General features: G+C 56.6%; 11 protein-coding genes. 5 read left to right on the top strand and 6 right to left on the bottom strand.

What is annotated here, in order from left to right:
* Window positions 1–59 precede the first annotated feature (59 nt).
* The gene (locus ACYZUA_RS27630) at window positions 60–2,402 is read right to left on the bottom strand and encodes a TonB-dependent receptor (protein WP_461961382.1); all 2,343 of its coding nucleotides are present in this window, start codon (window positions 2,400–2,402) and stop codon (window positions 60–62) included.
* Window positions 2,403–2,608: 206 nt separating this feature from the next.
* Here ACYZUA_RS27630 and ACYZUA_RS27625 point away from each other — a divergent pair, with 206 nt between their 5' ends.
* The 4 genes from ACYZUA_RS27625 (at window position 2,609) to ACYZUA_RS27610 (ending at window position 7,488) form a co-directional block, all read left to right on the top strand.
* The gene (locus ACYZUA_RS27625) at window positions 2,609–3,289 is read left to right on the top strand and encodes a Fe2+-dependent dioxygenase (protein ID WP_461961381.1); all 681 of its coding nucleotides are present in this window, start codon (window positions 2,609–2,611) and stop codon (window positions 3,287–3,289) included.
* Entirely contained in the window at window positions 3,286–4,041 is a 756-nt protein-coding gene (locus ACYZUA_RS27620) for a tetratricopeptide repeat protein (protein WP_461961380.1), read from the top strand. The genes ACYZUA_RS27625 and ACYZUA_RS27620 overlap by 4 nt, the downstream gene beginning before the upstream one ends.
* Window positions 4,042–4,253: 212 nt before the next feature.
* Window positions 4,254–6,518, top strand: a complete 2,265-nt coding sequence (locus ACYZUA_RS27615) for an alpha-xenorhabdolysin family binary toxin subunit A (protein WP_461961379.1) — start codon at window positions 4,254–4,256, stop codon at window positions 6,516–6,518.
* A 76-nt stretch (window positions 6,519–6,594) separates the two neighbouring features.
* On the top strand, window positions 6,595–7,488 hold the full coding sequence (locus ACYZUA_RS27610) for a hypothetical protein (RefSeq protein WP_461961378.1): 894 nt from the start codon (window positions 6,595–6,597) through the stop codon (window positions 7,486–7,488).
* Window positions 7,489–7,549: 61 nt separating this feature from the next.
* Here the strand turns inward: ACYZUA_RS27610 and ACYZUA_RS27605 are convergent, their stop codons facing one another.
* The 5 genes from ACYZUA_RS27605 to ACYZUA_RS27585 form a co-directional block, all read right to left on the bottom strand.
* Window positions 7,550–8,713, bottom strand: a complete 1,164-nt coding sequence (locus tag ACYZUA_RS27605; protein WP_461961377.1) for a type III PLP-dependent enzyme — start codon at window positions 8,711–8,713, stop codon at window positions 7,550–7,552.
* Between the two features lie 470 nt (window positions 8,714–9,183).
* On the bottom strand, window positions 9,184–10,341 hold the full coding sequence (locus ACYZUA_RS27600) for an osmoprotectant ABC transporter ATP-binding protein OsmV (RefSeq protein ID WP_438658036.1): 1,158 nt from the start codon (window positions 10,339–10,341) through the stop codon (window positions 9,184–9,186).
* Window positions 10,338–10,991, bottom strand: a complete 654-nt coding sequence (locus ACYZUA_RS27595) for an ABC transporter permease (RefSeq protein ID WP_008148960.1) — start codon at window positions 10,989–10,991, stop codon at window positions 10,338–10,340. Before ACYZUA_RS27595 ends, ACYZUA_RS27600 begins: the two co-directional genes overlap by 4 nt.
* 12 nt (window positions 10,992–11,003) lie before the next feature.
* Window positions 11,004–11,897 (bottom strand): glycine betaine ABC transporter substrate-binding protein, encoded by an 894-nt coding sequence (locus ACYZUA_RS27590; protein ID WP_461961376.1) that lies wholly within the window; start codon window positions 11,895–11,897, stop codon window positions 11,004–11,006.
* 20 nt (window positions 11,898–11,917) lie between these two features.
* On the bottom strand, window positions 11,918–12,634 hold the full coding sequence (locus tag ACYZUA_RS27585; protein ID WP_008148956.1) for an ABC transporter permease: 717 nt from the start codon (window positions 12,632–12,634) through the stop codon (window positions 11,918–11,920).
* 363 nt (window positions 12,635–12,997) lie between these two features.
* Here ACYZUA_RS27585 and ACYZUA_RS27580 point away from each other — a divergent pair, with 363 nt between their 5' ends.
* A complete protein-coding gene (locus ACYZUA_RS27580; protein ID WP_131062973.1) occupies window positions 12,998–14,581 on the top strand; it encodes a peptide chain release factor 3 in 1,584 nt (527 codons plus the stop codon).
* Window positions 14,582–14,782 lie beyond the last annotated feature (201 nt).

The raw sequence follows: 14,782 nt of genomic DNA, 5'->3' as shown, positions 1-14,782 counted from the left end.
AGTGCGATCGACACCGTATTTGTCGGAGCGCCGCCCGGAGCCGGCTCGCTCCCACAGGATCAGAAGTGGAAGTTGGTGCTCAGCAATGCTGTACGACCCGCCGCCTGGTTGGCGAAGTGGGTCGAGAAAGCTTTGTCGTAGTAGGTTTCATCCGTCAGGTTCTGCACGTTCAGTTGCAGGTCGACGTTTTTGCTCAGCTTGTACGCGGCCATTGCGTCGTAACGAACGTAGGAATCAACCATGGTGGTGTTGGCCACGCTGCCGAACACATCATCGACATAAAACGCACCGCCACCGATGGTCAGCTTCGGCGTGACCTGATAAGTCGTCCACAGGCTGGCACTGTTTTTCGGTGTGTTAGGCAGCTCGTTGCCGTCGGTGGCGCGGTTCAGCGGGCCGCCATCGACCTGCTCGCTGTCCATGTATGCGTAACCGGCGAACACTTGCCATTTGTCGGTGATCTTGCCGCTGGCCGACAGTTCGATACCTTGAACGCGGGTTTTGCCGGCGTTTTCATAGGCGGTTGTGTCGACTTGAACACGAGCGTTTTCTTTCTCGGTGCGGAAGATGTCGGCGGTCAACGACAGGCGATCGTTCAGCAGGTCCCACTTGGTACCGATTTCGTAGTTCTTGGTGGTTTCCGGCTCCATGTCGCTTTTGAGCACATCTTTGTTGCGATCCACCGTGCCACCCAGCGGGTTGCCGTCCATGCCTTCGCCGAGGGTGGCGCCAGGTGGAGTGGCAGAAGTCGCGTAGGACGCATAAATGCTGCCGTTTTCGGCCGGCTTGTAGACCACACCGAATTGCCCGGTGACGAATTCGCTGGTGTCTTTGCCTTTTGCAGGTACGCCTTTGTTTACGACCGTCGCCCCTGCGCTGTCAAAGGTGCGGTATTGGGTGTCGAAATGGTCGTAACGCAGGCCCATGTTCACCAGCCATTGCTCGGACAACTCCAGCGTGTCGAACACATACAGCGCATAGGTGTTGGCTTTGGTGTCGGTGCCAGCGTAGTTACGCGAGATTGCACCGTTCCATGGGTCGTTCGGGTTCGGGTTGGACAGCGAAGTACAGTTGTAACCGCTCGGTGCGCCAATCATCGCCGGTGTGCAGTTGGTGCTCGCAGGAGGCGCGGTCGTTCTCGGGGTGGTGTCGGTGTTGACGTTATACGAGGACTTTTCGCTTTCCTCGCGGCTCAACTCGATACCGGTAGAGAAGCTGTTTTTGAATCCGGCGATGTAGACGTCGCCAAACAGATCAGTCTGGTTAGTGGTGGTTTCGGTGTTGCTGACCCGGGTGTTGGCCCGACGCCAGACGCTGCCGTTGTTGACGTTGCCCTTGCTGTCGTCCGGCTGGGTCAGGATGTAGTCCTGCATGCTGCTGCCGTGGCGCAAGGTGTTCTTAACGGTCAGAGCGTCGCTCAGATCGTGCTCGATGGCGATGGTTGCGGTGTCGGTGCGGCCCTTGCGGAAGTCGCGGCCGTCCAGACCGTAGAAGTTGCTGCTGTCGCCGCCATCGTCAGGCTTGTCCGGGTTGGACTTGGTGCGAGCCGTCGAACCCGCGACCGGAATGCTGTATGGAATGCCGGAATCTGGCGTGTCGTTGCTTTCCAGGTGGTAGTAGTCGAGGTTGACGCGAGTGTCGGTGCCCAGGCCGAAGGCCAGCGACGGTGCGATGCCCCAGCGATCGTAATCGACAGTGTCACGGCCAGCGACGTTGCTTTCGTGGCTCATCAGGTTCAGACGGCCAGCGGCGGTGTCGGTGAACTGATAGTTGCTATCCAGGGTGTAACGCTGGGTCTGGTCGGAACCCCAGGTGAAACCGCCATCGAGCGAATTGCCAAGGTGCGCCTTTTTGCTCACCAGGTTGATGCTGCCACCGGCAGCGCCACGGCCGCCCATGGCCGAGTTCGGGCCTTTGCTGACTTCGATCGACTCAACGGCGAAGATCTCGCGGCTTTGCGAACCGGTATCGCGCACGCCGTCCAGATACGTATCGCCCTGGGCATCGAAGCCGCGAATGAATGGGCGGTCGCCTTGCGGGTTGCCACCTTCACCGGCACCGAAGGTGATGCCTGGAACAGTGCGCAGCGCGTCCTGCATGTTGAGGGCGCCAGTGTCCTTGAGCACTTGTTGCGGGATGACGGTGATCGAACGCGGCGTGTCCACAAGCGGCGCGGTGTACTTGGGCGAGGAGGCTTTTTCGACGTGGTAGGAAGTCTCATCCTGAGCTTCGCCGTTGATAGCGGTAGCGCCCAGGGAAATCACGTTGCTCGGTGCTTTTTCCTCGGCCTGTTCAGCCGCGAAAGCCATATGGCCCGCAGAGCCGGCAGTGATCGCCACGCCAATTGCAGACGCGAGCAAGCGCGGTGAACTGACCGGTAATTGTAGTTGTTGGCGTGACATGAGAATTCCCCTCCCCAAGGATTTGAGGCCGCGGAATATAGGGTAAACAGGTATTTGTATCAATTGCGAAACGTTACTATTCGCGAGGAATTTACATTCTTTACAATTTACCCTTACGGTTTTTGCTGTCTCGTTCGTCTTGGGGGTTTTACAGAGTCAATAAGAATCAATACCATTGGCGCCCCTTTGCCTTCAGGTGTCATCCCATGCTGCTGCACATTCCCGGCGTGTTCGCGAAAGAAGAAGTGCAGCGCATCCGCGAGGCTCTGGAGCAGGCAGATTGGGCTGACGGCAAGATCACCGCCGGCTACCAGTCGGCCAAAGCCAAGCACAATCTGCAGCTGCCGGAAGGTCATCCGCTGGCCAAGGAAGTCGGCGCGGCGATGCTGGAACGGCTGTGGAAAAATCCGCTGTTCATGTCAGCCGCGTTGCCGCACAAAGTCTTCCCTCCGTTACTGAACTGTTACACGGCCGGCGGCAGTTTCGACTTTCACATCGACAACTCCGTGCGCCAGCCCAAGGGCAGCATCGAGCGGGTGCGTACCGATTTGTCGGCCACTCTGTTCTTCAGCGAACCGGACGACTACGACGGCGGTGAACTGGAAATCCAGGACACCTTCGGCACCCAACGGGTGAAGTTGCCGGCCGGCGACATGGTTCTGTACCCCGGCACCAGCCTGCACAAGGTCAACGCCGTGACGCGCGGCACTCGCTACGCCTCGTTCTTCTGGACTCAAAGCCTCGTGCGCGAAGACAGCCAGCGCGCCTTGCTGTTCGAGATGGACGGAGCGATCCAGCAACTGACCCAGGACATGCCCGACCACCCTTCGCTGATTCGCCTCACCGGCACTTATCACAACCTGTTGCGTCGCTGGGTCGAGGTATGAGTTATCAACTGCGCCGCGAGGAAATCCTCGACGGTGATCGGCTCAAAGCCATGCTCGAAGAAAGCCCGGCACGTGCCGCCCAGGCGATTCTGATCGCGGCCCGCGAAGGCGTGCTGGATGCTCAGGCCTTGCTCGGGCAGATTCTGCTGGATGGGCAGGGCATCGAGCAGGATCAGCCGCTGGCCGTGCGCTGGTTCGAGATAGCCGCTCAGGGCGGGCACTTGATGGCGCGCAACATGCTCGGTCGTTGTCATGAACATGGCTGGGGTTGCGTTGCCGATGCTTCGGTTGCTGCGGGGCATTATCGCCAGGCCGCCGAAGCCGGACTGGATTGGGCGATGTACAACTACGCCAACCTGTTGGCCACCGGGCGCGGCGTTATTGAGGATCAGGCGCAAGCGTTGAATCTTTATCGCCGGGCAGCGGAACTGGGCCATGCGAAATCGATGAACTTGCTGGGACGATATCTGGAGCAAGGCCATTTTTGTCCTGCTGATCCTGTGACGGCGTTTGATTGGTATCGACGTTCGGCGCTGGGCGGTGATTTTCGTGGGCAGTTCAGTTATGCCAGCGTTCTGGTGGAACTCTCGCACATCGAAGAAGCGCTGGTCTGGTATCGCCGGGCAATGCACGCGGGGCATTCGGCTTTTTTAAGTATCGCGGCGCAGACACTGTCGAACGTGCCCCACGCGCAAGTGCAAGCAATGGCCGTGGAATATCGCGCACGGGCAGCCAACCAAGTAAACATTTGAAGTTCGTCGTCGGCTTGTCACGCGAGTGGATTAGTTGCTTGCTCGCCAGGCGTTGGTATTTTTTATAAATATATCCTCGTAAGTTTGCACTTTGCAGTGGCGCTGCATTGTGTTTTATTTCCAGTGCGCAGTTTGAATGGTTGTAATGTTCCGGCTCTGCAAATCACGTTATTAAATATCTAATTGTGTGTTGACTGATTAAAGGAATAATTATGTCTGGTAATAAATTGTGGGATGACGCTCTGAAAAACGCTTCTCCCGAGCAAATATTGCAGTACGCCGCTGAAGCTCCGGCGCGGTTAATCAGTGCATCCGCTTCGGGCTCTAATAGTGATGTACGTGCCACGGGGCTGTTGCTGACTAAAAAACAAATCATCGATCTGCACAAGTATCAGGCTGCCGCTTTCAGGCTTCCGCGTACTTTGAAAGACGTTACTGACTATCTGCGCTTCGGTGCCGGTCAGGATGGTGGTCCGGGCCTTTCCCCCGCGGACTTCCTGACCACTTTTCTCAATACTCACAACCATGCCTCGCGTTGGACGGACTTGCGCGAACGCATCATGATGACAGGCCGCGGCCTCAGTAACTTCGCAACGAGCATGCTGACGTATGGTGCATCGATGGAAGAAGTCTACTCCGACGTAAGGGCTGGCAATCTGCTGGACCTGCACGACATTAAAACGGTTGAACAACTAAGAGCGCTGCAGGCCGCGTTGGGCGACAAGTTTCCAGGTCTGCAACTGGAAAGCGATACGCTGAGTGATTTGGGTTATTTTCTCGACAGGATATTTGAAGAAGTTGATAAGAACTTAAATATTACTCGCGGCATCAAGAAAGACCTCGATGCGTTTGGTATGGATCTTCAGGAGTACATTCTGCCTGGCATCCAATACAAGGTTGATCTGATAAAAAATAATACCTTGTCGGCAGAAATAAAAAATCTGCAAGTGAAAATTGATGATCGTTCCGCCGAGATTGAACTAAAGAATACTGAGTATAAAGCGGCCGTTCAGGAGGCATTGAAAGCCGCGGCTGGTATGAACATTGTCGGGTTGGCGATGGCTATCTATATGGGCGTCGAAGCTGAAAACATTCGTGCAGCGCGTAACGAACTGTATGCCCAACAGGATCGCGACATTCTGAAGCTGGACAGCATGAATCAGACCTTGGGTTCTCTGGCGCGTGTAAAGCACGACTTGCAGAGTCTTGAAATCGTGGCAATCGATGCCGAAATCGCGACAAAAAACCTTATCTATACCTGGAACGTCTTGCACGATGCTGTCGCAAACTCTTCCAAAGCTATCGCTACCATCAACGATGCGTTGTCGCTGCGACAGTTCATCGCGCAATTCAGGCTGGTCGTTAATCCATGGAGAAAAATCGAGACCGATGCCGACGCTCTTATTCTGGTGTTCAAGGAGGCTCAGGAGGAATTTTCACGCAATAACTCGTTGGGAGCACGTTCAATGAATGTTGTAAGCCTGTTCAATTCGGCCTATCCGCCGCTCGATTTGGCGGCATTAAGTACCCATCACGAACACATGCGTAATGCGCGCATTCAGGCCAATACCTGGCAGGTCAAGCTTGGTTATTTGCCGGACTTGTTCAGCCGCTTCGACAGCGTTGTCAGAGAGGTCGGTCGGGGAAGCAACGAGTTACAAGGCGCCGCTCAGACCAGCAAGTACGAACTCGAAATCATTCAGCGCGGTCTTGAAGACCTCGAAAAAGAACGACTGAGCGAGGCTGACCCGCTAGTTATCGAAGAAATCGATGGCGATCGTAAGCGACTCTTGAAGCAGGCCGCCGATGTAATCAAGGAGAAGTCGTCCAAAATTGACCAATGCCTGGCGAATATCAGCGATTCGTTCGATCGACGCCTGGTCCAGACTTACCTGGTTGATTTTGCGCACGAAGAGCAAATGGCCAAAGATGAAATCAGTGATCTGCAATTGAAGTTGCAGGCGTTCACGGATGAGCGCAAAACCATCTCTGAAGCCGTCGCTACCCTGGGAAAGGCAGGCGTTGAAGCACTTGGCAAAGACATTGAACTGACCCTTGCCAAGGTCACTCAGTTGGGCCTGGCTCCTACAGAGATTCAACTGGTGATGATGGCGATCGACCAACTTAAAAAAACATTAATCGACGCCGGCAAGACAATTGCTTTTATCGACATGCTTCGCGAGAGTGACAAGTTGAAGCTGAAGATTGATGCCTTGGTCGAGAAGATTGATGTCCAGAATTCAATTATTCAGGCATCACTCGGCAGGACTAAATACTTGCAGGCGATTCTTTCGATAGAGGACTCGCGACATGAATACGCCACTGTCTATAGCGGTGCTGCGACAGCTTATCGGCAGTTCCTGACGGCCACCGCCGCAGCGCAATTTGCCGATGTCGAAGCGCTGGACAATGCATTCAAGGTGCAGGCACCGCTGTTTATCAAGTTCCTCGCGCCCGTGTCGATGCCAAGGCGCTGACAAACGGATGACCACGGACTGCCAGCGGCAACTTTGACGCTGGCAGTCGAGGTTTTGTCAGGCCAAGGAGAGACTGATGCTGGATTATTTATTGGCAGAAAAGAATTTTGCCTCGTTGAAGCAATACATTGTTTTTTTGAACGACTTGCCTGGCGCACTTGGAGAAATCAACCGGTTCTCAGATTCTATCGCCCGATCCGGATATACCTTATTGCCTCGGCCCGATTCTCAGGCATTGATTCAAGTTGCGCGTGGCAACGCGGTCTGCTGGCGAGCGATCGGTATTACCGTACCTTGCCTTGGTAACGTGTCGACTCGGGTACTGCAGGATGTGAGCGGTTTTATCCGCGAGTTTCAGGCGATTGTCAGCGTTACCGAGAATCGGCGTTTGGCGATTTCGGTAATTGATCCGCAGCAGTTCGCCGTTGTCAGATCTGCCGGTTGGGGCAATGCGCCCTGTGCCAATGTGATTGATGTGATGCGCGAACTCTATGCGCGGCTCGAACGTTGCCAATATGCAGTGACGGACTTCAAGTTGCAGGTAACTAAACTTGCGGTGTCGATCCACAGCATTTTTATTCGCTTCATCGAATCGCTGACATTGCCGTTAAGTACCGAAGGCCCGATGTCCAAGATTGAAGCCTATTACACCTTGGGTCGAATTGGGTTGCCGGGCATGGTTTACGATCCTGACCATCCGTACTCGCAAACGGAACGGCAAGAGATGTCCCGAGCGCACATGGGACGCCTTGGCGATCTTTACCGGCAAGCCAGTGTCGCCGCCCGTAACCTCGGTGATTTCTGTTACCGCTGGACCTACATGCTCGATGAAACCAAACGGTCGCTGGCGACTCATTATCCTCAACAAACGATGATGCGTGCCAAGGCCTCTTTGCCGATGATTACCGGCTCACTGGAGGATGTTAAATCCATGTCTGACCAATTGTTGAAAATGGCCAAGGTCTTTTAATAAAAAAACCCATGACACTGTCATGGGTTTTTCATTGGGTGTTTGAAACTCGAAGCGTCAGTTACACGTAAAACGACTTCAGCGGCGGGAAGCCATTGAATTCAACCGCGCTGTAGCTGGTGGTGTACGCACCGGTCGACAACCAGTACAAACGATCACCAATCGCCAGGTTCAGTGGCAAACCGTACTTGTAGTTTTCGTACATGATGTCAGCGCTGTCGCAGGTTGGACCGGCGATGACCACTTCTTCCATTTCGCCTTTCTTTTCGGTCCAGATCGGGAACTTGATGGCTTCGTCCATGGTTTCGATCAGGCCGGAGAACTTGCCCACATCCGTGTACACCCATCGCTCTACCGCGGTACGGGATTTACGGGCGACCAGCACCACTTCACTGACCAGGATGCCGGCGTTGGCAATCAACGAACGGCCCGGCTCCAGGATGATTTCCGGCAGCTCGTCGCCGAAGTCTTCCTTGAGGAAACGGATGATTTCTTCAGCGTAGGTTTCCAGGCTGTTGGTGCGGGTGATGTAGTTGGCCGGGAAGCCACCGCCCATGTTGATCAGCTTGAGAACGATGCCGTCTTCTTCTTTCAGGCGTTCGAAGATCACTTTGACCTTGGCGATCGCCGCGTCCCAGACGCTGATGTCGCGCTGCTGTGAACCGACGTGGAACGAGATGCCGTAAGGCACCAGGCCCAGGTCGCGAGCGAGGATCAGCAGGTCCATGGCCATGTCGGTCTGGCAGCCGAATTTGCGCGACAGAGGCCAGTCAGCGGTGGTCGAGCCTTCGGTGAGGATGCGCACGTAGACTTTCGAACCCGGTGCAGCCTTGGCGATGTTGCGCAGGTCGGCTTCGGAGTCGGTGGCATACAGACGCACGCCCTTCTCGTAGAAGTAGCGAATGTCCTTGGATTTCTTGATGGTGTTGCCGTAGCTGATGCGATCCGGGCCGACGCCCTGGTTCATCACTTTGTCGAGCTCGTAGATCGAAGCGATGTCGAAGTTCGAGCCTTTCTCTTTGAGCAGGTCGATGATTTCGACGGCCGGGTTGGCCTTGACCGCGTAGTAGACCTTGGCGAATTCGAAACCGGCGCGCAGGTCGTCATAGGCCTGGCTGATCATCGCGGTGTCGATCACCACGAACGGGGTTTCTTGTTTGTCGGCGAAGGCCTTCATTTTGTTGAAGGTATCGCGCGCGAAATAGTCTTCGACGTTGATCGACATGCTGGGAACTCCTACTGGCAAACTAGATTAATCAATGGGTGCAAATGAACGTCCTCCGTATCCCCACTTTGGTTCGCCTACTTCCCAAGGCATGTCGCCGAAAGCAAAAAGGCCATGGGACGCGGTGCTTTCCCTTGGCCTTGCTGTCTCGTCGTCAGTACTTGAGCCGGATGGATCGTTTCCAGCATGGACGTTCGGCGCGAACTTTAGGGCGTGAGGAGCTTGAGATCAACAAAAAATGTCGCGTTTTTACACACATCCGTCGTGCGGTCCTGGGTAGCTACTGATGTAACCGACCTGCATGACAGTGTGATGTTCCCCTGACAGGGAGATTTGAGGTGTGTCAGGCGGGAGTTGTATTGCCCCAATCGCGAGCAGGCTCGCTCCCACAGGGGATAAGTGTCGATGCACAGATTTCATGCACATCACCGATCCAATGTGGGAGCGAGCCTGCTCGCGATGGCGTCAGATCAGGCGACAGCAGTCTCGGCTGGCGAAACAATGCTGGTCTTGCCGCCACGGGACTTGCCGGAACTCAGGTATTCGGCAATCGATTCCTGGGTCACCTCCCCAAGGAACACCCGCTCCGCATCCATCACCGGCAACCACGAGCGGTTGAACTCGTACATGCGCGACAGCAGGATGCGCAAATGCTCGTCGTACGCCGCGGTGGCGTTGAACTCGCGCAGGTATTGCGCGCAGGTGCCGGTCTGGCGGTGCAGGTCGCGACGGCGCACGTAGCCCAGCGCTTTGTTCTCACCATCAGTGACCACCACGTAGCGACGGTCCAGTTCGTCCATCAACTCCAGGGCTTCAGCTACTGGCGTTTCCGGGCTCACCGACGGAGCGTTGTCCGCTGCGTCTTCGGCTTTTACCAACAACAGACGCTTGAGGGTGCTGTCCTGGCCAACGAAGTTGCTGACAAAGTCATCCGCCGGGTGCGCCAGCAGCGTGTCCGGGTGGTCGATCTGCAGCAGTTTACCCGCGCGGAAGATTGCGATCTTGTCGCCCAGCTTGATGGCTTCGTCGATGTCGTGGCTGACCATGATCACGGTCTTGTTCAGCGCGCGTTGCATCTCGAAGAACTCGTTCTGAATCATCTCGCGGTTGATCGGGTCGACCGCGCCAAACGGTTCGTCCATCAGCAACAACGGCGCATCCGCCGCCAGCGCACGAATCACGCCGATCCGTTGCTGCTGTCCACCGGACAACTCACGCGGATAGCGAGTCAGGTACTGCTTGGGCTCAAGCTTGATCATGCTCATCAACTCGCGGGCGCGGTCGTGGCATTTCTGTTTGTCCCAACCCAGCAGACGCGGAACGATGGTGATGTTTTCCTCGATGGTCATGTTCGGGAACAGACCGATCTGCTGGATCACATAACCGATGTTGCGGCGCAGGGTCACGGCGTCGAGGTCGGTGGTGTCTTCGCCGTTGATCAGGATCTTGCCGGAGGTCGGCTTGATCAGGCGGTTGATCATTTTCAGCGTGGTGCTTTTGCCGCAGCCCGATGGCCCGAGGAACACACAGATCTCGCCTTCATTGACGGTCAGGCTTACCGAGTCCACGGCTTTCACATCTTTGCCGTTGCTTTGGAAGGTCTTGCTGAGGTTTTGAAGTTCGATCATTTGAGCAATCCTTTTGGAGTCAGCGTGCGTTGCAGCCATTGCAGAAGCAGGTCGGCGAAGATGGCCAGGAGACTGACCAGCACGGCGCCGACGATCAGCATCGACATGTCGCTGCGGCTGATGGAAGCGAGAATGAGTACACCGAGGCCACCGGCGCCGATGGTGGCGGCGATGGTCATCACACCGATGTTCATCACCACGGCGGTGCGCACACCGGCGAGGATCACTGGCACCGCGATCGGCAGTTCGACCATGCGCAGGCGCTGGCCGAAGGTCATGCCGATGCCGCGGGCGGCTTCGCGAATTCCGGGGTCGACGCCGGTCAGGGCGAGGTAGGTGTTACGCATGATCGGCAGCAGCGAGTACAAAAACACTGCGGTGATCGCCGGCATCGGGCCGAGGCCCTGGCCGAATTTGGAGTAGAACGGCAGCAGCAGGCCGAACAGGGCAATCGACGGAACCGTCAGCAGCACCGTGGCGCTGGCTTGCAACGGGCCGGCGAGGGTCGGGAAGCGTGTCATCAGGATGCCGAGCGGCACGCCGACCAGAATCGCCAGGGTCACGGCGATGCCGACAAGGGTGATGTGCTGCCCGGTCAGTTGCAGGACCAACGGCCAGTCGAGATGGGAAAAGGCGTTCAGAAATTCCATGTCTTTTCCTCCTTATTTGATGGGGTGCTGGCGCAGGAAATCGGCGGCAACGGATGAAGGGCTTTCGTGATCGACATCGACCCGCGCGTTGAGCTGGCGCATGGTCGCGTCGTCGAACAGTTCGGCCAGCGGCTGAAGTTCTTCGGCGAGTTTCGGATGGGCGTCGAGGTAGACCTGACGCACCACCGGCGCAGCGGTGTAGTCCGGGAAGTAATGCTTGTCGTCTTCCAGCAGTTTCAGCTTGAAGGCGTTCAATCGGCCGTCGGTGGTGTAGACCAGACCGGCAAACACCTGACCATTGCGCAGGGCGGTGTAGACCAGCCCGGCATCCATTTGGCGGATGTTTTTGCGGGTCAGGTTCATGCCATAGAGGTCGACCATGCCGTCCAGACCGTCGGAGCGGTTGGCGAATTCGGTGTCCAGCGCCACCAGGTGATTGGTCTTCGCCTCAGCCTGCAGCACAGTGTTCAGCTCGCTGATGGTGTTGATCTGCGGATACGCCTTCGCAGTGTTTTCTGGCAGGGCCAGGGCGTAGGTGTTGCTGAATTTCGACGGGGTGAGCCAGATCAGTCCTTTTTTCGCGTCGAGTTCTTTCACCTTGGCGTAGGACTGCGCGCTGTCGAGTTTTTCAGTGATGTGGTTGTAAGCCACCAGCGAGACGCCGGTGTATTCCCACATCAGGTCCAGCTGACCACTTTCGTGGGCGCTGCGGGCCAGGTTGCTGCCCAGGCCGCCGGTCACCTGAGTGTCGTAACCCTTGGTGCGCAGGTATTGGGAGGTGATTTCCGCCAACAGGGTTTGTTCGGTGAACACCCGGGCGCCAATGCGGATCACCGGTTTTTCAGCGGCTTGGGCAAATCCTGCGAACAGCAGAACGCAGCCTATTAAAAAGCTTGATGTCTTCATGAATATTCCTTTGCCGAGGCTTAAGACGGGCGGAGGCCGCGTTCGAGCCAGAGGCGGCTGGCGAGTGTCACCAGACCGTCGAGCAGCAAGGCCAGCAGGGCGGTGCAGGCCGCGCCGAGCAGCAGTTGCGGCTGATTGTTCAGGGCGATGCCGGGGAAAATCAGGCTGCCCAGACTGTTGGCGCCGATCAGGAACGCCAGCGGTGCGGTGCCGACGTTGATCGCCAGCGCCACGCGCACGCCACCGATGATGATCGGCACGGCGTTCGGCAGTTCGACCCGCCACAGCACCTGAGTCGGTGTCATGCCGATGCCGACGGCCGCTTCCTTGAGCGAACCCTGAACGTTTTTCAGGCCTTCATAGGTGTTGCGCACGATCGGCAACAGCGAGGCGAGGAACAGGGCGAAAATCGCGGGGCCGCTGCCGATGCCGAGGATACCCAGGGCGATGGCCAGTACGGCAAGAGGCGGCACGGTGTTGCCGATGTTGAAGATCTGCATGAAGCGTTCAGCGCGGCCCACCATGGTCGGGCGGCTGAGGAAGATACCGGCGGGTATGCCCACAACGAGGGCGGCCAGCATGGAAGCGAGGACGAGAATCAAATGAGCTTGCAGGTAAAACAACAAATCGTCGCGGTAATGTTCGATCGTGTTGATGCCAATCCAGTGGACCAGCAGGGCCAGAAGGGCGACGACAACCGCACCTCCTATCAGCCCTTTGCCATAGCGAATAGCCACAGGCAGACTCCTTTTTCTTTGTCGGCGAACGCAGTCCCGTGGGGCATGCCATTCCTGGCTGCCGGGATTATCAACGTTCGCGAGAAGCAGCTCTTCATGCTGATAAAACCGCATGAGATCGAGCCATAAGCGCAGCCTCGTCAGGCCAACTTGCTGATTTTTCAGCCCCTGGTACGAGTGCCGTAACAGGGGAGTGGACGTCTGCACCTTTTAAAAGGTTCCATAATTAGCAGCAATTAGCCACCCTTGATATCCCTTCTGGCCCGTCGATCGCCGTTGGCGACAGGGCGAACGGTGGTCCGTAGATGTCGGTTTGCGCTATACTCGCCGCCCTTTTTTGAATCACCTGCCAGGCGATTTCCCATGACCAAACAGGCCGCCGAAGTCGCGAAACGCCGCACTTTCGCCATTATTTCCCACCCCGATGCCGGTAAAACCACCATCACCGAGAAGCTCTTGCTGATGGGCAAGGCGATTGCGATTGCTGGCACGGTGAAATCTCGCAAGTCTGACCGCCATGCCACCTCCGACTGGATGGAAATGGAAAAACAACGGGGTATTTCCATTACCACGTCGGTCATGCAGTTCCCGTATCGCGATCACATGATCAACCTGCTCGACACCCCGGGCCACGAAGACTTCTCCGAAGATACCTACCGCACCCTGACGGCGGTTGACTCGGCATTGATGGTCCTCGATGGCGGTAAGGGTGTAGAGCCACGCACCATCGCGCTGATGGACGTTTGCCGTCTGCGTGACACGCCGATTGTCAGCTTCATCAACAAACTCGACCGTGACATCCGCGACCCGATTGAACTGCTCGACGAAATCGAAGCGGTCCTGAAGATCAAGGCAGCGCCGATCACCTGGCCGATCGGTTGCTACCGCGATTTCAAGGGCGTTTATCACCTCGCCGACGACTACATCATCGTGTACACCGCTGGCCACGGCCACGAGCGCACCGATGTGAAAATCATCGAGAAACTCGACTCCGATGAAGCCCGCGCGCACTTGGGCGACGAGTACGATCGCTTCGTCGATCAGCTGGAACTGGTGCAGGGCGCGTGTCACGAATTCAATCAACAGGAATTCCTCGACGGCCAACTGACCCCGGTGTTCTTCGGTACCGCACTGGGCAACTTCGGTGTCGATCACGTGCTCGACGCCGTGGTCAATTGGGCGCCGAAACCGCTGGCCCGTGTCGCCAACGAGCGCACCGTGGAGCCGGTTGAAGAGAAATTCGCCGGCTTCGTGTTCAAGATCCAGGCGAACATGGACCCGAAACACCGCGACCGTATCGCCTTCATGCGTATCTGCTCCGGCAAGTACGAAAAAGGCATGAAGATGCGCCACGTGCGCACCGGCAAGGACGTGCGGATCGGCGATGCGCTGACCTTCTTCTCCTCCGAGCGTGAGCAACTGGAAGAAGCGTTTGCCGGCGACATCATTGGTTTGCACAACCACGGCACCATCCAGATCGGCGACACCTTCACCGAAGGCGAAGTCCTGGGCTTCACCGGTATCCCGCACTTCGCCCCGGAACTGTTCCGTCGCGTACGTCTGCGTGATCCGCTGAAATCCAAGCAACTGCGTCAGGGCTTGCAGCAATTGGCGGAAGAGGGCGCGACCCAAGTGTTCTTCCCGACGCGCAGCAACGACATCATTCTCGGCGCCGTCGGTGTGCTGCAGTTCGATGTGGTCGCCAGCCGTTTGAAAGAGGAATACAAGGTCGAGTGCTCCTATGAGCCGATCACCGTTTATTCCGCGCGCTGGATCGATTGCAGCGATAAGAAGAAGCTCGAAGAATTCCAGATCAAGGCTGTGGAAAACCTCGCCATCGACGGCGGCGGTCACCTGACCTACCTGGCCCCGACGCGGGTCAACCTGGCGCTGATGGAAGAGCGCTGGCCGGACGTGAAATTCCGTGCGACGCGTGAGCATCATTAAGCGCTGAGTCGCTTTGCTGAAAGCCCCCGATGCGTGAGCCCCGGGGGCTTTTTTGTCTGTGAAATTGATTTTTCGGAGTGACCGCGGTTGTTGCGCAACGGTTTTTTCCGTAGGTTTTTTCCTTTGGCCGGGTAGCTTGACTCTGGTTTTGCGTTGTTGGCGTTTCTACTCGAGACAACTCAGTCGTAGCCGTCTACTGTT

The organism is Pseudomonas sp. LS2P72 (genome assembly GCF_054897865.1).
This window is presented reverse-complemented; position numbering and strand designations above follow the sequence as displayed.